Below are 22,786 nucleotides of genomic sequence, written 5' to 3'. Positions count from 1 at the left end.
TTGCTTGACTATCCACAATGTAAATAATATATTGATTCTAGTGTTACACAATGTGTATTTAAATTAAACACAAGGTAATGGGAGTAGTATTTCATATTAATATCATATTTGTCCTCGCCATCTATCAGCAATTCTGTATCCAATGATACGAGATATTCTATCCTGGTTTGCTCGCAGTTTTTCCCTGTGCTTAGTGATGACAGCGAGTCCGACAGTGGCACAAATAGTTCCAGATAATACCCTTCCAGTCAATTCAGTTGTCACACCCCAAGGAAATATCAATGCGATCAATGGGGGAACTACAGCAGGAAGTAATTTATTTCACAGTTTTCAGGAATTTTCCCTCCCTACTGGTGAAACAGCTTTATTTAACAACTCCCTAAATATTCAAAACATTTTCACTAGAATCACGGGCAAGTCTGTTTCTAACATTAATGGTTTGCTCCAAGCTAACGGAAATGCCAACGTATTTCTACTCAACCCCAACGGAATTATTTTTGGTCCCAATGCTCAGTTAAACATTGGTGGTTCATTTGTTGCGAGTACAGCAAGTAGCATCAAATTTACCGATGGCGGTGAGTTCAGCGCTATTAATCCTCAGACATCCTTATTAAGTATCACTGTTCCCCTTGGTTTGCAATTTCCACCTCAAGCGGCAAACATTGTCAATCGCTCCAACCTTCAAGGAACACTAGGGAAAACCATAGCCCTAGTGGGTGGCGATATTACCCTAGAAGGTAGTCAGTTAACAGCAGCACAGGGACGAATTGAACTGGGTAGTGTTGGCGGTAATAGTCTGGTTAGCTTGAACCCAACAGCTAACGGCTGGACTTTGGGATATGGTGGTATTGTTGGAGGCAACATTCAACTACTGTCCCAGTCTACGGTAAGTGGTGGTGATGTTGGTAGCGGTAATATTCAAGTGCAAGGCGGACGTGTGACTTTGAATGATAGCTCAAAAATTACCGCCACAACTTCAGGAAATCAAAACGGTGGCGAAATTGTTGTGCGAGCAAAAGATTTGACTGTTACCAATGGCTCTAAAATTTCTGTAGAAACTACCAGTCGAGGGAATGCAGGTAGCATTAATGTGCAAGCGGATACATTGGAAGTCAGTGGCGCATCAGCTAATGGTCAAGATTTCAGTACCATTGCAGCTACATCAAGAGGATCTGGAGATTCTGGAAGCATAAATATCACAACAAATCAATTAATTGCCAGAGATGGGGGTGATGTGTCGGTGACAGCCTTTGGCTCAAACTCAGGAAAGGGCGGAAACCTCACTGTCAAAGCCGCTGAATCAGTAGAACTGATTGGTGCTCGTACTAGTCCAGATGGTAAAAACTTCAATCGTAGCGGTTTGTTTGCTGGTACTGAGGGAACTGAACCTGGCCGTGATCTCACCATTATTACCCCTAAGTTGCAGGTACTGGATGGAGCGAGGGTGTCTGTGTCTACACGCGGTAGCGGTCAGGATGGTAAACCAGGCGGTCAAGGCGGTAATCTGGTTGTCAATGCTGGAGAAATAGAACTGAGCGGTACTAGTCCTGATGGTCGGTTTATCAGTGGTTTGTTTGCTTTGTCTGGAGAGGAAAGACCAAACATTCCAGATCCTGGTATAGCCACAGGTAACGCAGGAAATATCATGATTCAAACTGGGCAGTTAACGATCCGCGATGGGGCACAAGTTTCTGCTGCCACTGTTGGTACAGGTAAGGCTGGAAATATTACCGTCTCAGCTGATACTATAAATGTAACTGGAGTATCAGCTATTAGTCCGACCTTTCCGACCTTTCAGACTTCATCTGTGCCTTTGCCTTCTAGTGGATTTGTTAATTTAGTTCGGACTGCTTATGGATTTAGTACTTTTGCTGCTACTTCTTATGGAACAGGGAACTCTGGCGACATTGAGATTAATACTAGACAGTTAAGCGTAAGCAATGGAGCAGACGTTTTGGTGACAGCCTATGGAAAGGGACTTTCAGGAACACTCACCGTCAACGCTTCCGAGTTGATAGAACTGACTGGAGCTAGGGCTATTCCTAACACTTCAAACTTCAGTCGCAGTGGTTTGTTTGCGGCTACGGAAGGAATTCAAAACGGTGGTAACTTGACTGTTAATACAGCTTGGTTGGTAGTTAAGGATGGTGCAAGGATTTCCGTATCCACTCGTGGTCCGGGTGAGAATGGTATTCCTGCAGGGAAGGGAGGTAACTTAACCATCAAAGCTTCAAATGGGATAGACCTGAGCGGTATCGGAACAGTACAATTGGTGAACAGCCAAGGTCAGAAGGACACAATAAAATTTCCTAGTGGCTTGTTTGCTTTGTCCGGAGAAGTAAGACCATATATTTCAGAAACAGCAGCCACAGGACAGGGCGGCAACTTGGAAATTACTACTGGCTCGTTGAGTATCCAAGACGGAGCACAAGTGTCAGTAAGTGCCTTTGGTTCAGGAACTGCAGGCAACCTTCAGGCACGAGTTGGCTCAATTAAGCTTAAAGACGGCTCAATTACCGGGGTAACGGAATTCGGTAACGGTGCTAACATTACACTACAAGTCCAAGACTCTTTGCAGTTGCGCGGTAACTCTCAAATATCCACTACTGCCGGAAATGGCAATGGTGGCAACATCACAATTGCCGCAGATGCGATCGCCATCCTAAATAATAGTAGTATCAGAGCAGATGCGGGCAGATTTGGGGGTAATGTGCAAATTACTACCCAAGGACTATTTGCTCTTCCTAGTAATATCACTGCTACTTCTGCACTTGGACCTCAATTCAGTGGTATTGTGTCAATCAATACTCCAGATGTAGAATCGAACCAAGGATTAGTCGAGGTACCAGCGTTTCTTGCTCTCGAAAACCAGGTGGCGCAAGCTTGTGCGTCGGAGCAAGGACAAAACCGCAGCCAGTTTACCAGTACCGGGCGCCGTGGATTGCTACCAACCGCTACGGAACCACTTAGCAGTGAGGCTGTGAGGGTGACGACAACGCCGCAAGCTGTTAGACAGCAACATCAAGCCTCACTACAGTTACCGCGAAAAGCCACAGGGTGGGGAGTGAATAGCAAAGGCGAAGTGGTTCTCACCGCTGGTGTCTCCAATTATATAGTTCAAGCCCAGCTACCCACAGCTAACTGCCATGTGCGTTAATTCTGTTTGCAAGTGGTTGGTGCTGATTGGGTTATTTGCTTATAGCGGCGTATCATTCCAAGCGATCGCGCAAAATATTCCCCCGATTCAATTTCCCGATCCAGTTACTCCCACTCCTTTACAACCTCAAACTCCGCAAACGCCACTACTTCCTCCCGACGAACTTCTGCAAATTTCTCCCTCAGCACCTATCTCACCAGAACAAAATCCCGGTACTGGAACTATTACTGTGGAAAATTTCGATTTTGTCGGCAACACTGAAGCAATATTCAGTGTAGAGCGGTTGCGCCAAGAAATTCAAGAATTTACCAACACACCTATTACTTTTGCACAACTACTCCAAGCTGCTTCTAAAATCACGGCTCTTTACATCAAAGAGGGATACGTTACTTCTGGTGCTTACATCCCAGAACAAACTCTCACATCCGGTGTTGTCAAAATCCAAATCGTCGAGGGTAGCTTGCAAGAGATTCGGATTGCAAAACAGCCAACAAGTTCAAGACGCCTTCAGGATAGTTATGTGCGTAAGCGCTTAAACTTAGCCACTGCCAAACCCTTGAACGTCAGACGTTTACAAGAAGCTTTGCAACTGCTACAACTAGATCCTTTGATTAAAAGAGTATCAGCAGAACTATCTGCAGGGACAACTCCGGGTACAAACTTACTAACAGTCAAAATTGAGGAAGCAGATTCCTTTAGTACTCGAATCATTACCGATAATAGCAGAAACCCCAGCGTTGGCAGTTTCAGAAGGGGATTAGAGATCGAAGAAGCGAATTTAACTGAGTTAGGAGATAACTTAAATATAGTTTATGACAATACCGATGGCAGCAACGCCATAGATGCTAGCTACACCATACCGATTAATCCCCGCAATGGCACGATCAGTTTTAGCTATAGCAACACACAGAGCAACATCATTGAGCCACCATTCAATGATTTGGATATCAAGTCAAATTCCCGCAACTATGAAATTACTTTGCGCCAACCTCTTGTGCGCAACGCTAACCAGAAATTCTTTCAAGAATTGGCGATCGGTTTAACACTATCTCGACGAGAAAGCAATAGTTCTGTTTCGGGAGTAGACTTTCCCATTTTCTTAGGAGCCGATTCACGAGGAAACACCCGTATTTCCGCACTACGTTTCTTTCAAGAGTGGACGAAGAGTAGTGCTCAACAAGTCTTATTTGCTCGTTCTCAGTTTAGTTTGGGTGTGGGTGCATTTGATGCGACAATTAATGACAAACCTCCCGATAGCCGCTTTTTTACATGGCGAGGACAGTTGTTTTGGTTGCGTTTGCTAGATTCTCAAACCAGCAATCAACGAGTTGCTCCTAAACTTTTACTACGTTCTGATGTACAACTGGCTAGTAGAGCGCTTGTACCTTTTGAGCAGTTTACATTAGGTGGTATTTTCAGCGTGCGCGGTTACCGTCAGGATGTTTTGTTTAGCGATAATGGCGTTTTTGTTTCAGCCGATTTGCAATTACCTATTTACAGTACAGATAATGGTCAAAATGTTTTACAGTTAATTCCATTCGTTGATATTGGTACTACTTGGAATAGCTCCGGTAGAAATGCTCCAGATCCTAACACTCTAGCTTCTATTGGTTTGGGTTTACAGTGGCAAATGGGTGAAAGATTCAAAGCTCGCATAGACTATGGAATTCCTCTAGTTAATATTGAATCAAGGGAGAGAACATGGCAAGAAAAAGGTTTGTACTTTTCTCTGCAGTACACCCCGTTTTGAAATATAATGGCAAGAAGCATCGCCAAATTACAGCAATCTGGTTCGCATTAATAACACTGATTTTTACCTTGATTACTCCTGTGTTAGGAGAAAATGTCATTGCAACACGCCCACAGGTTACTCAAACATCTCACGCCTTAGAATTAGAACAGCAAGGAAAAGAATACTATGACACAGGACGATTTGCCGAAGCTGTCGAAGTCTGGCAAAAAGCAGCAGACGCTTATCATCAAAATGAGGAGGGAAAAAACAGAAATTTAATTAATAAAGCCAAAGCTTTGCAATCTCTAGGGCTTTACCCTGAAGCCTGTGGCACAGTTATGCAAGCTTTTACAATTTTTGATTTAAATTGTGAACAATTAATTAATAATAACCAAAATATCAATAATATAAAAGCAATCCCAGATTCTCTGAATAAAATAATTGGCTTGCGCCTTCTTGGTCAAATATTACAACGATTTGGCAAGCTAGATATGTCTCAAAGAGTTTTAGAGATAAGTTTACAAGCCGCTAAACAATATCCCCAAGAAAAGAGTGCAGTGTTGCTTAGCTTAGGTAATATAGAGCGTGTCAAAGGTAATAAAACTAGAGAGCAGTGGAATTCTGAGGAAATTTTTAACTTTATTACCGATAATTCTCGGCAAGATGCTTTAGCAATTTATAAACAAGCCTTGTATTTTTATAATAATGCAACAAACCAAGATGCTCCAACTATAACACAGATGCAGGCAGAACTGAATCAACTCAGTATAGTAGTAGAAATGCAAGAATGGTGGGATGAACAGAGTAATAAACAAAAAGATTTGCTGAACAGACAAAAAGATTCTCTTAATAAACACAAAGATTCTTTCACTAGCGCAAAGCTGAACGATACTGAGTTAAAAGAGCGATTAAACAATATACGACAACAGCGACTCAATGATATACAAGATGACTTAAATAATATCCAAAAGCAACAGAAGAATATACAAAATAGACTCAATAATATGGTAAAAGATTTATTACCCAAAATCAAGTTTCATTTGGGTAAGTTACCTCAGGGTCGTGAAGCAGTCTACGCAAAAATTAATTTTGCTCATAGTTTGATTCGCCTCAAGAGTACTACTAACAAAGACTACTTTTCACAGCCAGAAATTGCTAAACTTTTATCTCAGTCCATACAACAGGCTCGTAGTTTGGGAGATAAGCAAGCTGAAGCAGAAGCTTTAAGTAATCTTGCTCTTGCTTATGAACTACAAGTATCGCAGCCAGAGAAACCGACAAAACAAGACTTACTTCACCTTAAGCAGGCAAAAAATTTGATTCAGCAAGCTCTACATTTATCTGAGGATATAAATGTTGATAACCGTCAAGTTTTATATCACCATAGACGCTTGTTAGGACGCATTCTTAAAGAACAAGGAAATATTAAGGCAGCACTGGCATCTTACGCTGAAGCATGGAATATACTTCAGTCACTACGTGCAGATTTAGTTACTAATACTGATAACCAGTTTTCTTTTCGTCAAAATGTAGAACCTGTATATCGAGAGTTTATCGATTTACTATTGCTACCTGAGAGCAGTTCAGTTGATTTAGAAAAACTGGTATTGCTAAATAATAATATAGGAGCAGACAATCTGGCTCAGGGCGAACTAAAAAATCCCTTAGATATAGCTCGTCTTGTCATGGAGTCTCTGCAATTGGCAGAGCTAGACAACTTCTTTCAAGAACCTTGTTCGCCACCAGTGGCGAAACCAGTGCAAATTGACAATATTGATCGGGATGCAGCAGTTATTTATCCAATTATTTTGGATAATCGCTTAGAAGTCATTCTTTCTCGTCCTGGGCAACCATCCCGTCATTATGCAACTTCTATAAAGAAGAAAGAGGTAAAGAATACTCTCTTAAATTTAGCTAACATTATATACAATAATACTGCAGTAGAACCTGCCTCTGCTTTCCTGATTAATTCAACAACTCAAGAATATGAATTATGGAAAGCACAACTAGATGATAATAAACAAAAATTTTTGCAACTCTCCCAAAAAGTATATGATTGGCTAATCAGACCTTTAGAGTTAGACCAACAGATAAAAACTTTAGTATTTGTATTGGATCGCCCTTTCCAGACAATCCCGATCGCTGCTCTTCATGATGGCAAAAATTATCTGATTGAAAAGTATAATATAGTCCTGAATCTAGGTCAACAACTAATAGAGCCAAAACAACTAAAAAGTGCAAATATCAAAATTTTAGCTGCTGGTGTTAGTGAACAACGCTCTGAGCGGGGGCGGAATTTTGGGGAACTCAAAAATGTAGAGACAGAATTGACGAGTATTGAGAATTTAGGAGTGCCTACTAAAAAAATTCTCAATCAAACCTTTACCAAAAATACTTTCACGAACATAATGAAATCTTCCCCTACAGTAGTACACTTAGCGACCCACGGCGTTTTCAGTTCTAACCGGGAGCAAACATTTATTCTTACTGGGGATAGTAGCATTGGTATAGATGATTTCCAGAGTTTGCTCAATCCTAAAGATAGAATTAGGAACAAAAGCATTGAATTACTTGTTTTAAGTGCCTGTCAGACAGCTTTGGGAGACGACAGAGCTGCTTTAGGTATCGCTGGGGTAGTGCTGCGCTTTGGTGCAAGTAGTACCGTTGCTACTTTATGGCCTGTATCAGATACTGCTACAGCAAAGCTGATGAAGGAATTCTACCAAAATTTAACTAACCGTAACAAAGAAGTGACTAGAGCTGAAGCACTTCGCAGTGCCCAGCTATTTCTCCTAAAGGATCTGGAGTACAATCATCCTTTTTACTGGGCACCTTTTGTTTTAGTGGGTAATTGGCTCTAGTCAGCATTGGTACGTAGTTGCGCCCTTGCGCGAAGACAGCGCAACTACGTATCATAATTAGAAGAACACAAACCATTTTTTAGATTCAATTCTGGCATAAGTTCGACCGATAGTTCTCATCTCATTTGCCTTTACCTCACCCAAATTGGGGTTAACGATTTCAGACAAAGCTTGAAAATCTTGGTTTTTACCTGTGGTTTTGAGCCGTAACAACTCCTCGCTACTCTTCACATCGCAGCTCTCACCTTGTTTATTAATTAAGCAAACGGTAATTGGTTTATTTGAATTATTGGCGTCAATCGCCAATAAAGTCAGCTTGTTATTATCGTAGCGACTCTGCAATTTCTTAGCTGCTCCCTCGCAAGCAGCGCGAATATTCTGTGAATCAATATACTCTTGTTTCCAGTGAATCAGGGGTTTTACCTGATTTTTAGAATTGTAAACGACAGTGGTTGGTGTACCCTCTATCGTGTCACAGCGGAAGCCAATACTGTTGTTTGATTGACTGAAAGTTGGAGCGGCAGTTAGTACTATCGCGCCTGCAGCCGAAATAGGCAACAATGATGTTTTGAATTTCATATACCTTTACCTTCACTGGTAAAACTAACTTATGAAAAGTATAGTGTATTTCGTGTACTTTGTAGTACATGCTGTGTATAATAAAAAATTATGGATAAAGATGAATTCACGTTAAGGTTTCAAGAACTTAGTCCCAAACCAAGAAAAGTACTCAAGCTCTTATTAGAGGGAAACACAGATGATGAAATAGCACAGGCAATTTCCGCCACACCAGCCACAGTGCGCAAGCATGTGCAAAATCTTTGCGATCGCTTTGGGATTAGGAGCGAAATCGCCGGACTAAAATTGAATAGGCGAGAGGAGCTAATTGTATTAGTAGGTAAGTACAAACCGGAATTAGTGAGCGATCGCTTTCGAGCAATTATCGCACCTGTATTGGCAACAACTACAACTGTTGACGACACTCCCAACCAGCCCCACCAAGATTGGGGAGATGCTCCAGATCCTTCTGTTCTATTTGAGACACTTGAGGATCACAATACTCTCAAGGAATGGATTTTGCAAGACCACTGCCGGATTGTAGCACTGCTGGGCATGGGAGGAATCGGGAAAACCTCGCTCTCAGTGAAGTTAGCTCAACAGATTGAGAATGAATTTGAATTTATCATCTGGCGAAGTCTACGCAATGCTCCACCTTTGACAAAGCTGTTGACGGAATTGATTAACTTCCTGTCTCGCGGTCAGAACATTTTATCACAAGATGTTAATATTACTGATAAAATTTCTATTTTGATTGAGTATTTACAAAAATCACGATGTCTGGTGATATTAGATAATTGGCATACAATTCTCAGTCCTGGTGATTTTGCTGGGCATTATAAAAAAGACTACAAAGATTACGGACAACTTTTGAACAGATTGGGCAAACAATCCCATCAAAGCTGCTTGCTCCTAACCAGTCGTGAGACGCCAAGAGAAATTCCTGTGCTGCAAGCAGAAACAGTAGTTGTTCGCACTTTAGAAATGCAAGGCTCCCAGAAAGTAGCACGGCAAATATTGAAAGATAAAAAATTATCTGGAGAGGCTCAATGGGGAACGCTCATTAATGTCTATCGATGCAATCCATTAGCTTTAAAGATTGTTTCTAAGACAATTCAAGAGTTATTTGATAACGATGTTGCTAAATTTTTAGCTCAGAGCCTAACCTACGTGCTTAGGGATATCCGTATTTTAATAGAAGATCAAGTCAATCGGTTATCAGAGCTGGGAAAGAAAATTTTGTACTGGTTAGCTATTCAGCAAAAACCAGCAACGCTGGAACAACTGCAAGAAAGTCTTTGCGCATCCAAGTCTGTATTACCATCTGACTTAATAGTAGCTCTGGAATCTTTGAAAGAGCGATCGCTAATTGAGACACATAAAGAGAATTCCACATCACTTTTCACTTTACAGCCAGTGGTTATGGAATATATTAGGGATGAAATTGTCAAGCAAGTTTCCCAAGAAATTTATGAAGCAAGTCTTCAAGCAAGCGAACCAGAAAAGATTTTAAATAAATTAAATTTGCTCAGAAACCATGCACTGAAAGAATCTCAGTCAGATATTAGTGAAGGTAAACTAACTTCTATTATCTCTTTGATTAAAGCTAGATTATATACCTATGAAGCTTTGAGAAATCAAAACACTATGATCGATAGCCTAAACCAAATAAAATCCTACCTGGAAAGTAAATCAAAGTTAGAAGTTGGATATGCTGTGGAAAATTTGTACAATCTGCTAGAAGAATTGAAAAAAAATGATATATAATACCATTTCTTCAAAAGATGATCCCCCCAACCCCCCTTAAAAAGGAGGGCAGTTGTCGGCAATCCTTGTAGAGACGTTCCATGGAACGTCTCTACATTGTTTTTCGGAGATATTTATTGGATGCAGGGGGCGAGCCGAGGCGTTTGTCTCAAGGCAGCGTTTTTAATTGCATAAATTTTTGACTCCATCGGAATAATAAAGCAGTAGACGAAATTACAGAGAGTCAAACCTTTGTCGCTTTTCTCTCGTGTTCAATCTTGTATTCCGTACAGTCATGCCATTGGAATGCTTTTATACATTACCCGACAGCATAGAAGAACATCGCATTATTTGGCGAATTGAACCACGCTTACGCGATCGCGTCAACAAGTTACGTCAAAACATTGAAGATGTTGGAGAATGTCATGAAGAAATACTGGAAGCCAGAATAGCTCGCTATTTATACTTTGCGCGGTTATAACTTGCGTTTTTGAGGCAGAAGCAATACTCTAGAAAGGAGTAGCACAGAAAAGAAAAGCTTTGGGTGAGACATGATACACATTGAATTTACTGAAGAGGAAAAACAAGCTTTACACTATGAGCGCTTTCATCATCCTCATCCACGAGTTCAGTTGAAAATGGAAGCTATTTGGCTTAAAAGCCAAAAATTGCCTCACTCCTCAATCTGTAAATTAACAGGAATCTCTCCTAATACTTTGCGCAGTTATTTGAGAGATTATCAAGAAGGAGGGATAGAAAAGTTAAAGGAAATTAATTTCTATCAACCTAAAAGTGAGATGGAATCTCATAGACAAACCCTCAAAGCTTATTTTCAACAAAATCCGCCAGCTAGCATTAATGAAGCTATTTCAAAAATTGAATCATTAACAGGAATTAAACGCAGTCCAACCCAAGTCAGGAAGTTTTTAAAGTCAATGGGAATGCGTTGTTTAAAAGTGGGTTTTATTCCCTCAAAAGCTGACCCTGATGAGCAACAAGAATATAAGCTCCAAAAGCTAGAACCGAGACTGACAGAGGCAAAAGCAGGGGAAAGAGCCGTTTTCTTTGTGGATGCCGCCCACTTTGTAATGGGAGCTTTTCTCAGTTTAATTTGGTGCTTTGAAAGAATCTTGATTAAATCTCCTTCTGGAAGAAAACGCTTCAATGTTTTAGCAGCTTTAAACGCTATCACCCATGAAGTTATTACGGTGACTAACGACACCTATATTACTGCCACACAGATTTGTGAACTGTTACATAAATTGGCAGATTTAGGATTGACTATTCCCATTACTTTAGTCTTAGATAATGCTCGTTACCAAAAATGTAAAGTGGTACAGAATTTAGCTGATTCATTAAAGATAGAGTTACTTTATTTACCCCCTTATTCTCCTAATTTGAATTTGATTGAGAGGCTGTGGAAGTTTGTCAGAAAGAAGTGTTTGTATGCCAAATATTATCAAGACTTTTCTCAATTTTCCACGGCGATATCTGATTGCTTGAACGAAGCTCATCTCAAGCATAATCAGGAACTCGACTCCTTGCTCACTCTACGATTCCAAACTTTTAACAAAGCTCAGATTATGACCGTCTAAAGTATATTTGACGAGTTACAGCAGCATCCACATAAACTACTCCTTTACCATTGGATTGCTTTTTTAGCAAGACGTTGTGAAAAAGTAGCTTTACAGCTGGCTCATTTCAGCCCTGGTAGTTTTCGAGATTTAGTCCAAATGGGAGCCGAGGTAGCGATTCATCCGGTAAATTTTTTTAAAAAGTTTGACAGTCAGCGTTCTCGAATTGAATATTGGTATCCTACCTTAAAGAGGTACTCTGATACTAAATTCAAGTATATTTTAATTAACAAATTACAAGACGAGACAGGATTAGAAACACTTGGTCAAACCAACTTGGGTTTAGCTGCACGCTCTAGCCGAAAACGAGTGAAAGAAGCATTGCAACACTCAGGTTACAGTTTAGCAGAATTGACGCAATATCTGCTGATTTGGCAGTGTTTTCAAGAAGTCAGAAATTCAATTAAGTTGGGAGTAGATAAACTTAAACCAGAACATTTTCAGGAAATTGCCAAACTTTATAGCCTGCAAATACTGTCACTTGAACAAAAGCCAAAACTTAGTGCAGACGAGAGTAAAATATGGTTAGAAAATATTGGCAAAGCGATTCGACAATTATTAAACCCACCTCTTGATTCTCTCGATACGTACTATGCACAATTAAATGGAGATGTCTCTCTAATAGACAACATCCCCGCTCAAATAAAAGTAGATGAGGAAATGAATCAAATAGTAGATGAATTAAGGAATTTTCTCTCTCATCTACTAGAGGAATTGAAAGAAACTCAAGAAAAGCAAATGCTTTTTCTTAGGTATGGTTTAGAACTGAAACAAGCTCAAGTTGGTAAAGAATTGAGAAATCAAGAGCAATACCAAATCTGTCGCCGTCTTCAGCAATTAAATAATTACATCTTGACAGAGATTTTCACTTGGGCAAACCTTGAACCAAGTTCCGAAGGATTGAATGAGATTGAAGCTGTGTTATGCCAATACTATTCTGAAAAAATTGATGGTTTTTTTGCCAGAACAATTCAGTTTTTAGGAAGGCAAAGCCGGGAGGTATTAAAATTATTTTACATTGTGAAATTGAAACCTTCAGAAATTGGCGATAAAATTCACGCATCCGAGCAGGAAGTAAAGGATTTGCTACAGGCGATTCGGCAATGGTTATACAGCAGTATAACTGAGCAAATTCAGGTGGAAATTCAAATTCAGTTTCAACCTCAAGGTGTGGCAGAGCATAAAATTCATCTCCTCACAGAAAACAGATTAGAAACCATTCTGCAACTTTATCTACAGTAAACAAGAGACAAAGCAATGAAGTTAAATATCCAAACATTAAGCCAGATTTATTCCGAGCATACTTGGTTAGAATTGACAGACAGTGATTTGAAACAAGCTCAACCATCTCAAGATTACTCTAATGAAACAGGACGCAATTTTGCTTATCTAAATCGCCTGTGTCTGAATGCCTTTTTGAAGTGGATGCAGGAGATAGGGTTATCTGTAAGTATACCCAATGAAAAATTGCCCCTTACTTGGGAATTCGTCAATGGATGTGCGATTAATGTCGGTAGTAAAAAGCTGGTACTGATTCCTAGTGATGCCATCGATATTGCAGACTTTGCTGTTCCTCAAGAATGGGTTGATATTCCCGATTGGGCAGCAGATTATTATTTACCTATAAGGGTAGATTTACAAAAGCAGTATCTTCATTTTTGGGGTTTTATTTCCCGGCGCAGTTTGAAAGCTAAAGCAGATTACGATCCGATTTATCGTCTCTATTATGTTGAGCGAGATTGGGTGATTCCTAACTTAGAAAGCTTGGTAATTGCGGCGAATATTTTGCAGGATGAAAAAGGCGAAGTAACAGCTTTACCAAAACTATCACAGACTGAAGTAGAAAAATTAATAGAGGAATTGAGCCAAGATAAGCTTTATTCTCCCCGCCTGAAAGCCAACTTTGAAAAGTGGGGCGCATTATTAAATAAAAGTGCTTGGTTACAGAGATTATATGAATTACGGGTGCAGCCAGGTTCACCGACAATATGGAATTTGAGTCGGTGGTTGGATGGTGTTGCTTTATCAGGTTGGCAAACATTTGAAGAGTTATTTAATTCTAAGATAGCACTAGCGTTTCGAGGGAGAGTGAGAGGAATTGAACTAGAAACACCAGAAAAAGTTAGACGAGCAGTGCGGCAATTGTACAACAGTCAAAGTGAGGTTAATTACCCTGATAATATTGAAGAACGAAATGCATTAGTTCATCTGTTGCAGAATACGACGGATGAAACCATTCGATGGAAAGCGGCTGAATATTTATGGACAATTGCACCAAATTATCAAGGAAACGCTATCAGAAATGTGATGGATTTAGGTGTCCAAATGATGGGATATCCTATTGCTTTGATGGTTGCAGTTTTACGTAAACTGGATGGTAAAGTTGCCGTGTTGCTGCGAGCTTATCCTATAAGTAGTTATACATTACCGCCTGGTTTACGATTGACTGTATTGTATGAAAATGGCACTCCTATTCTGGGTTTGGAAGCTGTATCCAGAAGTGAACGGCAAGATGATTACATTTCTTTGTACTTTAGTGCTGATGTGGGCGATCGCTTCAATGTTAGACTAACTTTAGAAAATACCAGTATCACTGAACAATTCGTAGTTTAACTAGGTACAAATGTAGGGCTATTTCATTCTATACACAACCGCCATGTACTCAAGTACATGGCTAATAGCTCAAGTCGGTTAAAACGGACTAAAAAGCAACTGTTTAGTCCGTTTTAACCGACTTGAGCTATGCAGCCTAGAACTGAAGTTATAGGCGGATTGCTATGTTAAAAAAAGTTATGTTAATTTTTATATATGGTAAAAAACAACAACTTTTATTTATTAACTTTCCCCAGTATTATGTTACTTAATTAACACATTTAAAGGAAGCTCAATATGAGCAAGCAAGTCATCTTCAGAATTGATCAAGGTGATTTCACGCAAGGTTTTCCTATAACCTTAACGATTAGGGAAAATGGGGAGATTTGCGCTCCAGAAGTTAGGGGTAGACTTGCACCAGCACCAGAAATTATCGTCCGTTATAATGACTGGCAACAAGCTTACTACTCTTGGGGGCAAAGCAACCGTTGGTGGAGACGGCACATTATTGTGCCAGAGCAAATAGATACAAACTGTTCGAGTGTTAACAGCAAGGATGATGCTCATAAATTTGCTTGCTTGTTTGAAAATGCTTTAAATGAATGGCTAGACAGTTCTGACTTAGGTGAGTTAAAAGATGAACTGCTGCATACAGTTAACAGAAATGATTCTGTAAGCTTCATTATCCAAACTGATAACAGAGAATTACAGAAAATACCTTGGGAGTTATGGCGTTTACTTAAGAATCGTTATCAACAGGCTGAAGTGGCTTTGAATAGCAGAAAAGCACCTAAAAAAGGAGCTTTGAGAAGTTCACTTAAAATTCTCGTGATTTTAGGGAACGATGAAAAAATTGATATTCAAAACGACTGGAATATTCTTAAAGAAAAATTGCCAAATGCCGAATTAGTTTTACTGGAAAAACCTAGTGCAGATAAATTTAGAGAAACCCTCAGAAGTCAGCTTTGGGATATTATCTTCTTTGCTGGACATAGTTCAACTCAACCAGAGGGAAATGATGGTAGAATTTGGTTGAACGACAAAGAATTTTTATCGCCGCAGCAGCTAAGGAGTTCTCTGGAAAAAGCCGTTAAAAATGGTTTGAAACTGGCGATTTTTAACTCTTGTGATGGATTAGGTTTAGCACGACAATTAGAAAGTTTGCAAATTCCTCATATCATTGTCATGCGGGAGCCAGTTCATGATATAGTGGCACACAAATTCTTGGATGATTTTCTCACGAGCTTTGCGAATGGTGCTTCTTTACATGAAGCTGTGCGCGAAGCTCGTGATCGCTTAAGGTTAATAGAAAATGACTCTCCTAATGCGTCTTGGCTACCCGTGATTTTTCAAAATCCCGAAGAACCACCACTATTATATCCGCGAGAGCCATTACCAGAATTAGTAGAATCATCGAAAAATTCGGCAACGAGGCAGAAAATTAAGAAACTTGCTCTGTGGGGTATAGGTGCGATCGCACTTATCACTCTTGCTTCTGTAATCTATAAAATAATTACCGATTTGGATAAAGATTCTACCTTAGCACCAGGAATTAGCTTAGGGGAAGAAATTTTGAGCCAAAATAGCACTCCTGAAAAACAAGCAGGTGTAAAAGCTTTTAGTGAGAAAAAGTACTCAGATGCCATTACATACTTTAAAGCATCTTTGCAAAACAATCCTAACGATCCAGAGGCACGCATTTATTTAAATAATGCTAAAGCCGCTAATAGCAAAGAAACAATTAAAATTGCTGTAAGCGTACCCTTTGGTGGAAATCCCACCATAGCAGAAGAGATTTTGCGGGGTGTCGCGGAATTTCAAGATGGAATTAATCGCGACGATGGGATTAATGGCAAGTTGTTACAGGTGGTAATCGCTAAGGATAATAACGATAGAAAGTCAGCTCAAGAAGTTGCTCGTAAGTTTGTCAAAGATACCTCTGTGATGGCAGTTGTCGGACATAATTCGAGTAATGCCTCTATTGCAGCGGCTCCCATATATAAGGAAGGGAAATTAGTTATGATTTCTGCAACAAGCTTTGCTAACAACTTGCAAGAACCTGCGTATGTTTTCCGCATGGTTCCGCAAATTACTTTTTCGCCGCACAATTATCTAAAAGTCTTGGTAAAGCAATTCCTCAGCCCAAAGTTGCCGTTTGTGTAGATACAAATGTGTCTCCGGATCAGCAAGATTTTCGCTCACAATTTAAGTACGTTGTTTCAGCCTATAAAGGACAAAATATCGAGATACCCTGTGAACTTGCCGACTCAAATTTTAATCCTCTTTCCGTTGTTGAAGTGATTAGAAAAAATAAGGTGAACAGTTTGTTGATTGCACCCTATGTTAATAACCTACCAAAGGGGATAGAAATCTTCAAGGCACTGCAAGAAAATCAGTTACAAATTAAGCTGTTTGGTAGTCCAACTTTGTATACCGAACAAACCATTAAGTTAGGAGGAAAAGCCGTAGAAGGTTTGACATTATCAGTTCCCTACTACCCCGATGAGAAAGAAAAAAATTCGTTTCGGCAACTTTGGCACACAGAGCTAAAAAGTTGGCGAAGCCCTATGGCTAAGGATGCCACAAAAGCGATCGCTACGGGTTTAGAACAACTACTCAGACAACCACAGGCAACTCGTAAGGAATTAGACAATATCCTCAGAAATCCAAACTTTAAGGTTAAGGGTGCCACAGGAGAATTTAACTTCGACAAAAACGTAGGCGAACGCAGATTTCTATTTCAGAAAGGACGTACTGACGCTTTAATCCAAATTCAAAACGGTAAATTTGTCAAGATTGAATAACGATGGCTTAAATCATTCGTGAGAAACCAGAATCCCGGTTGCTCAAAGAAACCGGGATTCTGAATATCTCGATGTTGCAAATCAAATAGGATTGCTATATATCTTATTTAATTTGTTTAATCTACTTAAAATAACTGCATAATTCTCTCACTCTATCTCAATTATAAATTAGATGCACTTCTGAGTGAGAGAAATAATGAAACCTACTAATAATGACAATAATCCAAACCAACCTCAGCAGTGGCAGCCGGCACTGCTCCTTACTATTCTTGCCGCGTTGGGTTTAAAGTTAATTTGGGGAAAAGCTGGGCGTACCCTAGTAGTAATCTGGAATTGGTTGTGGGGTATCCCAATTGAATCAGGTGGCGAGATTGCAGTGGAAGTAGCGGGGGAATCTTTGAAATCGATGCAACAATCCGTCGCTAAACTTGCCGAATCTGTAGCCACAGCCATCGCTGCTTATGAGAACGCAAAAGGAAAATACGAACTCAAACAGCAAGAGTTTAAAGTAGCGGAAAATTAAGCATTACTCGCCTATCAAAAAGGGAATGAAGAAGCAGCAAGACTGGCGATGAGTCGGGCTATTGCCATCGAACGCTTACTTCCTAAAATCGGTGAACAAGTCGCTCAAGCTGAAAAAGTTGTAGTAGCTGTCAAAGAAAAACTTTATCGAGAACGAGAAAAGTTAGAAGCTTATCAGACAGAAATGCAAAATTTGAAAGTTTTAGCAGAAATAAACGCAGCCTTAGAAACTATCGCCCAAGTTGATATAGCAATCCTATTTGATTTACAAACTTTTCATTTGGGCTGTTAACTGTTAACAGTTGACAGTCAACAGTTATCAGTCATCAGTCAAAACAGGACTGTTTGGAAATCATTTAGGAACGCTATAATAGTTTAGATATCAATTCATCTCGCTATCAATTTTAATCGGCAAAAGCAGCAGTCGAAGAGGGATATTTAAAAGCAAATTCCCAAGTAGAAATATCAGAAAATCCTGCATAAAGAGTGCAAGCAGATTTAGATCATTTAATGCTTAACGATGAAATTTCCCGTCGCCTTGCCCAATTGAAAGACTCACAGTGAGGTGCAGACTATTATGACTAAAACAGAACAAGTAAAAACAAAAAAACGTAAAGTACCTCCCATTTTATACATTGCTCTGGGATTGTTATGTGTAGGATTATTTCCTCAGATTCAAAGTTTTTTTAAACCAGAGTCAAAAATCGGGAGTATTGGGAATCTTTTGTTAATTAAAGATAATTTGAATCCAGAAAAACAAAAGGGAATTGCCGCCTTTGCAAAGGGGGATTATCAAGAGGCGATACTCCTTCGGAGTCGCTTCGCGAACGCATCCTTTAAAAAATCCCTCCTCCAACAGCCGAACGATCCGGAAACACTGATTTATCTAAATAACGCTCAATCAATCAACAATTCCCTGAAAATAGCGGTAAGCGTGCCAATTGGTAGCAACTTAAATGTGGCTCAAGAAATCCTGCGGGGAGTGGCAACAGCCCAGGATGAAATTAATCAAAATGGCGGAATTAACGGAAAAAAATTACAAGTCCAGATTGTTAATGATGAAAATAACCCAGATATTGCCCGCCAAGTTGCGCCTGAGTTAGTTAAAGATAACCAAATTCTTGGGGTTATAGGACATAATACTAGCAACGTTTCCCTTGCAGCTGCACCTATTTATCAGCAAGGAGGATTAGTGATGATATCCCCAACCTCATTTGCTAATAATCTTTCTGGATTTGGTAGCTATATTTTTCGCACGGTTCCCACAACTAAAGTCATGGCTCAGACGTTAGCCGACTATACGTTAAAGACTGCCCGCAAAACAAAACTTGCCTTTTGTTACGATTCCCAATCACCTGATAATGTCTCTTTCAAAGATGAATTTTTAGCGGCGTTTGTCAGCAAGGGAGGGCAATTAGTTCCAACTGTTTGCGATTTATCAGCTCCTAACTTTAACCCAAATACAGTAGTAAGTAGCGCTATTAGTAGTGGTGCAGATGGGTTGTTTATTACCAGCCACGTCGATCACTTAGAAGCTGCGGTTAATGTCGCTAGAGCAAATCAAGGCAAATTAGCACTATTTAGCAATCCGACAATGTATACCGTCAAAACTTTACAAGCAGGACAGCAAGCCGTCAAGAGGTTAGTCCTCGTCGCACCTTGGCATCCTCAAGTTAACCCTGCTTTTGCCGACAGGATGAGTCAACGCTGGCGTGGCAAAGTTAGTTGGCGCACAGCTACCGCTTATGATGCCACCCAGGCGATGATTGCAGGGTTACAGCAGAGTCAGCGTCGCGATGGTTTACAACAAGCTTTGCACAGTCGAGGGTTTACCGTTAGGGGAGCAAGTAGTGCCGTTAGTTTTGCCCCCAGTGGCGAACGCACTTCTTCCCCAATCATCGTTCAAATTCAGTCTAATCATCTTGATTACGACTTTGTAATGCTGCCCACAACCAAACCATAAAACTCCCTCACTCTCTTTCTCTGCGCCCTCTGTGTCTGGTGTAGTTCATAAAAAAGAACACAGGCGATCCGCTTCTACATTAATGACTCGCGATCGCCATAACACTTTATTCTGACTCCTCACGCCATGTAAAAATAATTTGCTCGTCAGCTTGCTTAAACTCAATATTAAACTTATCAAATACAACTTCCCGCCCCAAAAGCATTACATCCGTAGTATTGTTTTGTAGCCATGCCACAGGAGCCATAAAACTGTGTCCATCAATTGTCATTTCAACATTGCGTAAAACATACTCTACAGATCCGCCTATTGTTTGTGCTAATAATGTTTGCTCTCCATCAGCCAAAGCATATCCCAAATCTTGACCTACTTTATGTGAAATTAAACTAAAATCTGCCCCCGAATCCACCAAAATAGTTGTATTGAAGACAAACTCTTTATGCTTCAGATTCACCTGATAGTTTGGTAGCCATTCATGACGACTGACGGAGCGTAACCGAATAGGTAAAATAATGATAGAGCCAGTAAAACCGGGAACCAAGTAAATTGTAAAAAGTTCTCCAGAAGCTTGTGCCAACTCCAAAACTTGACGCAAGTCTTGACCATGAGCAATTATACCGTTAGCATTGTAGGCAATATATTGATGGGCATATTGTTTTAATTGTTCGCGGTTGCGGTTCAGCCACTTCAGCATTTGTTGGCTTTCATCTTGAGAAAATGTTTTACTCATATGTCAAGATATTTATTTATTACCTGTAATATATATTTATTCTAAGAAGAAAGTTTTGTTTCAGATATATTTAACTACCTATTACGGGTACGAAGTTTTATAATTCCCGTTAGAGTGGATCGGCGCTAAGCTGTCACCAAGGGCAAACTAAACCCTCTAGTTTGATTTTACTCATGAATAAATTAATCAATGAAACACGAGTGATTCTAATTGGCGGCTCCTCTCATGCAGGAAAATCAACCCTTGGTCGATCTTTGGCGCTCAAGCTTGGTTGGAGTTATCGTTCTACAGACAAACTCGCTCGGCATCCTGGGCGTCCTTGGGTGGGTGCAAATGGAAAGGTTATTCCAGAGTACGTAGCAGAGCATTATAGAGAGCTGTCTATCGACGCTCTTTTTTTAGATGTATTGTCACATTATGAGAAAAATGTCATACCGCAGGTTGAGGCTATTGTTCATTATCATGCTGCTGATTTATCAACAGAATGCCTTATACTTGAGGGATCTGCATTATGGCCAAAATTTGTAGCACATTTAGTTGGCAAAAATGGTGTTAGAGCACTTTGGCTTACCGCTAGCGACCAACTCTTCCGAAACCGAATCAAGCGTGAAAGTAGTTTTTATAATGTATGTGATGATGAAAAGCACCTAATTCAAAAGTTTCTGAACCGTACCCTATTCTACAATAAACATATGAGGGAGGAAGTTGAGCGTCTTGGATTTATATGTATTGATGTAGAATCTTTGTCAATGGCAGACGAACTTTTAAAGAAATGTATGGAATTGATGGAGGTTTCGTAAATGAGTGGTGTTAACGCTGTGTTGGAGTTTCAAACAGCTTGGGTTGTTGCGAATTTAATTAATAATGTTAATGGTGTTGTCAGCACTCAAGTTATTAATGAGGTTTGCTCTGTTTTGTGTAGAAAAGCTTCATTTACTGCTATGGCAAATTAAGCAAGTTATTCAATTATTCTATAACCGATGTCAATCCCTTTAAGTAAATTGAGGAAAAGAAACCCGGTAACTTTGACGAAACCGGGTTTCTCGGCGTTTAACTAATTTTTGTTTTTAAACCTGAGCTTGTTCCTTCACCAACTTATCCCAGCCCAAATCCTTCAAGCTGTTATTGCGGCGCAAAGGACGAGTCACCAACTCTAGGATGTCACGGGCATTAGTAAATCCGTGAATTTGCGCAAAAGTAAACTCCACAGACCACTTAGTATTAATACCACGTGCTTCGAGTGGGTTAGCATGAGCCATACCAGTAATTACCAAGTCAGTCTTTAACTCATAAATCCGCTGAACTTGGTTATAGTTATCTGGCTTCTCCACAATCTTAGGCAAAGGTACACCCATCTCCAGGCAGGTTTTCTCTAACAACGCCAACTCAGCAGCTTGGTAGCGCTTATCCATGTAGGGAATACCTACTTCTTGAACAATCATCCCGCAGCGTACTAAGAACCGAGCTAGGGAGACTTCTAGCAAGTTATCACCCATGAAGAACACTGACTTACCGCGAATCAGTTTCAAGTAGTCTTCCAAGCTTTCCCAAATTTGCGCTTCGCGTTCGTCCAAACCTTTCGGGGTAATACCAAACACCGAGCAGATTTTCTCAATCCAAGCTCTCGTACCATCAGGACCAATGGGGAAGGGAGCGCCAATCAATTTGCACTTGCGACGACGCATCAATGTTGTCGCAGTGCGGCTCAAGAAGGGGTTGACACCTACGACATAATACCCTTCTTCGATTACAGGTAATTCTGTAAAGCGCTTGGAGGGTAGCCAACCAGAAACTTTAATACCTTGCTTCTTAAGTTCAAGGGTTAATTGAGTGACAACTGGATCGGGGAGGGAGCCAAACAGTACTAAAGGTGGGTGATCTACGTACTCTGATTCTTCTTCGGCAACTTCTTCTTTCTTCTTGCCAAAGTGAAGCAGCTTTTGAATAGCGTTGCGCTCATTCTTCTCAGATTCTACCACAGGAGCTTTGTCTGGACAACGTGTAGCCATTGCCGCTAATACTGTGTCTTCTCCTTGGGTAAAGGCGTAGTCTAAACCGTTGGCACGAGCTACAACGATGGGAATACCAATTTCACCTTCGAGTTTGGGAGCCAAGCCCTCCAAATCCATTTTGATGATTTCCGTCGTGCATGTGCCAATCCACACAATTACACTGGGGTTGCGATCGCGCTTAATCTGTAAACACAGTCGCTTTAACTCTTCATAATCATTTAGTTGTGCAGAAATATCTCCCTCTTCCAACTCAGCCATTGCATAACGGGGTTCAGCGAAAATCATCACCCCCATTGCGTTTTGCAGGAAGTAGCCACAAGTCTTTGTTCCAATTACCAAAAAGAAGCTATCTTCAATTTTTTGGTATAACCACGCCACGCAGCTAATTGGGCAAAAGGTGTGGTAATTACCGGTTTCACACTCAAAAGTTAAAGCTTCTGGATTAGCTTGAGCAGCAGTCATCTTATAATTTTCT

General features: G+C 40.2%; 18 protein-coding genes. 15 read left to right on the top strand and 3 right to left on the bottom strand.

The genetic code is table 11. The annotated features are described in order from the left end of the window. Positions 1–214 precede the first annotated feature (214 nt). From ICL16_RS32250 to ICL16_RS32240, 3 genes are read left to right on the top strand one after another with little or no spacing between them, the layout of a single operon-like run. Positions 215–3,157 carry a two-partner secretion domain-containing protein gene (locus tag ICL16_RS32250; protein WP_337907170.1) on the top strand — a complete coding sequence of 981 codons (2,943 nt, stop codon included), beginning with the start codon at positions 215–217 and terminating at the stop codon, positions 3,155–3,157. After that, on the top strand, positions 3,147–4,907 hold the full coding sequence (locus tag ICL16_RS32245; protein ID WP_190835670.1) for a ShlB/FhaC/HecB family hemolysin secretion/activation protein: 1,761 nt from the start codon (positions 3,147–3,149) through the stop codon (positions 4,905–4,907). The genes ICL16_RS32250 and ICL16_RS32245 overlap by 11 nt, the downstream gene beginning before the upstream one ends. Further along, entirely contained in the window at positions 4,859–7,750 is a 2,892-nt protein-coding gene (locus ICL16_RS32240; protein WP_190835669.1) for a CHAT domain-containing protein, read from the top strand. Before ICL16_RS32245 ends, ICL16_RS32240 begins: the two co-directional genes overlap by 49 nt. 57 nt (positions 7,751–7,807) lie before the next feature. On the opposite strand, the gene ICL16_RS32235 is transcribed toward ICL16_RS32240, so the two are convergent. Next, complete coding sequence (locus ICL16_RS32235; protein WP_190835668.1) at positions 7,808–8,329, bottom strand: COP23 domain-containing protein; 522 nt, start codon at positions 8,327–8,329, stop codon at positions 7,808–7,810. A gap of 90 nt (positions 8,330–8,419) precedes the next feature. On the opposite strand from ICL16_RS32235, the gene ICL16_RS32230 reads away from it, so the two are divergent. From ICL16_RS32230 to ICL16_RS32185, 10 genes are all read left to right on the top strand, one after another. Beyond that, a complete protein-coding gene (locus ICL16_RS32230; RefSeq protein ID WP_190835667.1) occupies positions 8,420–10,075 on the top strand; it encodes an NB-ARC domain-containing protein in 1,656 nt (551 codons plus the stop codon). Positions 10,076–10,322: 247 nt separating this feature from the next. Further along, positions 10,323–10,535 (top strand): hypothetical protein, encoded by a 213-nt coding sequence (locus ICL16_RS32225; protein WP_238361051.1) that lies wholly within the window; start codon positions 10,323–10,325, stop codon positions 10,533–10,535. 70 nt (positions 10,536–10,605) lie between these two features. Next, positions 10,606–11,649: an IS630 family transposase gene (locus tag ICL16_RS32220; protein WP_190835665.1), complete on the top strand. Its 1,044-nt coding sequence runs from the start codon at positions 10,606–10,608 to the stop codon at positions 11,647–11,649. A 138-nt stretch (positions 11,650–11,787) separates the two neighbouring features. Next, on the top strand, positions 11,788–12,930 hold the full coding sequence (locus ICL16_RS32215) for a hypothetical protein (RefSeq protein WP_190835664.1): 1,143 nt from the start codon (positions 11,788–11,790) through the stop codon (positions 12,928–12,930). 15 nt (positions 12,931–12,945) lie between these two features. Next, complete coding sequence (locus tag ICL16_RS32210; protein WP_190835663.1) at positions 12,946–14,301, top strand: DUF1822 family protein; 1,356 nt, start codon at positions 12,946–12,948, stop codon at positions 14,299–14,301. A gap of 276 nt (positions 14,302–14,577) precedes the next feature. Next, entirely contained in the window at positions 14,578–16,443 is a 1,866-nt protein-coding gene (locus ICL16_RS32205; RefSeq protein WP_190835662.1) for an ABC transporter substrate-binding protein, read from the top strand. Between the two features lie 8 nt (positions 16,444–16,451). Further along, on the top strand, positions 16,452–17,084 hold the full coding sequence (locus ICL16_RS32200) for a type 1 periplasmic-binding domain-containing protein (protein WP_337907169.1): 633 nt from the start codon (positions 16,452–16,454) through the stop codon (positions 17,082–17,084). A 196-nt stretch (positions 17,085–17,280) separates the two neighbouring features. Beyond that, positions 17,281–17,607 (top strand): hypothetical protein, encoded by a 327-nt coding sequence (locus ICL16_RS32195; protein ID WP_190835661.1) that lies wholly within the window; start codon positions 17,281–17,283, stop codon positions 17,605–17,607. Between the two features lie 48 nt (positions 17,608–17,655). Next, positions 17,656–17,898: a hypothetical protein gene (locus ICL16_RS32190; RefSeq protein ID WP_190835660.1), complete on the top strand. Its 243-nt coding sequence runs from the start codon at positions 17,656–17,658 to the stop codon at positions 17,896–17,898. Positions 17,899–18,183: 285 nt separating this feature from the next. Continuing rightward, positions 18,184–19,569 carry an ABC transporter substrate-binding protein gene (locus tag ICL16_RS32185; protein ID WP_190835659.1) on the top strand — a complete coding sequence of 462 codons (1,386 nt, stop codon included), beginning with the start codon at positions 18,184–18,186 and terminating at the stop codon, positions 19,567–19,569. A 106-nt stretch (positions 19,570–19,675) separates the two neighbouring features. Here ICL16_RS32185 and ICL16_RS32180 read toward each other — a convergent pair whose 3' ends face one another. Continuing rightward, positions 19,676–20,299 carry a retropepsin-like domain-containing protein gene (locus ICL16_RS32180; protein ID WP_190835658.1) on the bottom strand — a complete coding sequence of 208 codons (624 nt, stop codon included), beginning with the start codon at positions 20,297–20,299 and terminating at the stop codon, positions 19,676–19,678. 173 nt (positions 20,300–20,472) lie between these two features. On the opposite strand from ICL16_RS32180, the gene ICL16_RS32175 reads away from it, so the two are divergent. Together ICL16_RS32175 and ICL16_RS32170 are read left to right on the top strand one after the other, a co-directional pair. Next, positions 20,473–21,099 (top strand): 2-phosphoglycerate kinase, encoded by a 627-nt coding sequence (locus ICL16_RS32175; RefSeq protein ID WP_190835657.1) that lies wholly within the window; start codon positions 20,473–20,475, stop codon positions 21,097–21,099. Further along, positions 21,100–21,252, top strand: coding sequence for a hypothetical protein (locus ICL16_RS32170; RefSeq protein ID WP_202895825.1), 153 nt, complete (start codon positions 21,100–21,102; stop codon positions 21,250–21,252). A 114-nt stretch (positions 21,253–21,366) separates the two neighbouring features. On the opposite strand, the gene ICL16_RS32165 is transcribed toward ICL16_RS32170, so the two are convergent. Beyond that, positions 21,367–22,773 carry a ferredoxin:protochlorophyllide reductase (ATP-dependent) subunit N gene (locus ICL16_RS32165; RefSeq protein ID WP_190835656.1) on the bottom strand — a complete coding sequence of 469 codons (1,407 nt, stop codon included), beginning with the start codon at positions 22,771–22,773 and terminating at the stop codon, positions 21,367–21,369. Positions 22,774–22,786 lie beyond the last annotated feature (13 nt).

This window comes from Iningainema tapete BLCC-T55, assembly GCF_014698965.1.
GTDB classification, from domain to species: Bacteria; Cyanobacteriota; Cyanobacteriia; order Cyanobacteriales; family Nostocaceae; genus Iningainema; species Iningainema tapete.
The sequence above is the reverse complement of the archived record's forward strand: the minus strand, read 5'-3'. Positions and strand labels throughout refer to the sequence as shown.

Excerpts from the sequence above, each read along its gene's own strand:
- ICL16_RS32245 (WP_190835670.1), top strand. The coding sequence starts at position 3,147 with ATGTGCGTTAATTCTGTTTGCAAGTGGTTGGTGCTGATTGGGTTATTT.
- ICL16_RS32240 (WP_190835669.1), top strand. The coding sequence starts at position 4,859 with ATGGCAAGAAAAAGGTTTGTACTTTTCTCTGCAGTACACCCCGTTTTG.
- ICL16_RS32235 (WP_190835668.1), bottom strand. The coding sequence starts at position 8,329 with ATGAAATTCAAAACATCATTGTTGCCTATTTCGGCTGCAGGCGCGATA.
- ICL16_RS32230 (WP_190835667.1), top strand. The coding sequence starts at position 8,420 with ATGGATAAAGATGAATTCACGTTAAGGTTTCAAGAACTTAGTCCCAAA.
- ICL16_RS32220 (WP_190835665.1), top strand. The coding sequence starts at position 10,606 with ATGATACACATTGAATTTACTGAAGAGGAAAAACAAGCTTTACACTAT.
- ICL16_RS32215 (WP_190835664.1), top strand. The coding sequence starts at position 11,788 with ATGGGAGCCGAGGTAGCGATTCATCCGGTAAATTTTTTTAAAAAGTTT.
- ICL16_RS32210 (WP_190835663.1), top strand. The coding sequence starts at position 12,946 with ATGAAGTTAAATATCCAAACATTAAGCCAGATTTATTCCGAGCATACT.
- ICL16_RS32205 (WP_190835662.1), top strand. The coding sequence starts at position 14,578 with ATGAGCAAGCAAGTCATCTTCAGAATTGATCAAGGTGATTTCACGCAA.
- ICL16_RS32195 (WP_190835661.1), top strand. The coding sequence starts at position 17,281 with ATGAAACCTACTAATAATGACAATAATCCAAACCAACCTCAGCAGTGG.
- ICL16_RS32190 (WP_190835660.1), top strand. The coding sequence starts at position 17,656 with ATGAGTCGGGCTATTGCCATCGAACGCTTACTTCCTAAAATCGGTGAA.
- ICL16_RS32185 (WP_190835659.1), top strand. The coding sequence starts at position 18,184 with ATGACTAAAACAGAACAAGTAAAAACAAAAAAACGTAAAGTACCTCCC.
- ICL16_RS32180 (WP_190835658.1), bottom strand. The coding sequence starts at position 20,299 with ATGAGTAAAACATTTTCTCAAGATGAAAGCCAACAAATGCTGAAGTGG.
- ICL16_RS32175 (WP_190835657.1), top strand. The coding sequence starts at position 20,473 with ATGAATAAATTAATCAATGAAACACGAGTGATTCTAATTGGCGGCTCC.
- ICL16_RS32170 (WP_202895825.1), top strand. The coding sequence starts at position 21,100 with ATGAGTGGTGTTAACGCTGTGTTGGAGTTTCAAACAGCTTGGGTTGTT.
- ICL16_RS32165 (WP_190835656.1), bottom strand. The coding sequence starts at position 22,773 with ATGACTGCTGCTCAAGCTAATCCAGAAGCTTTAACTTTTGAGTGTGAA.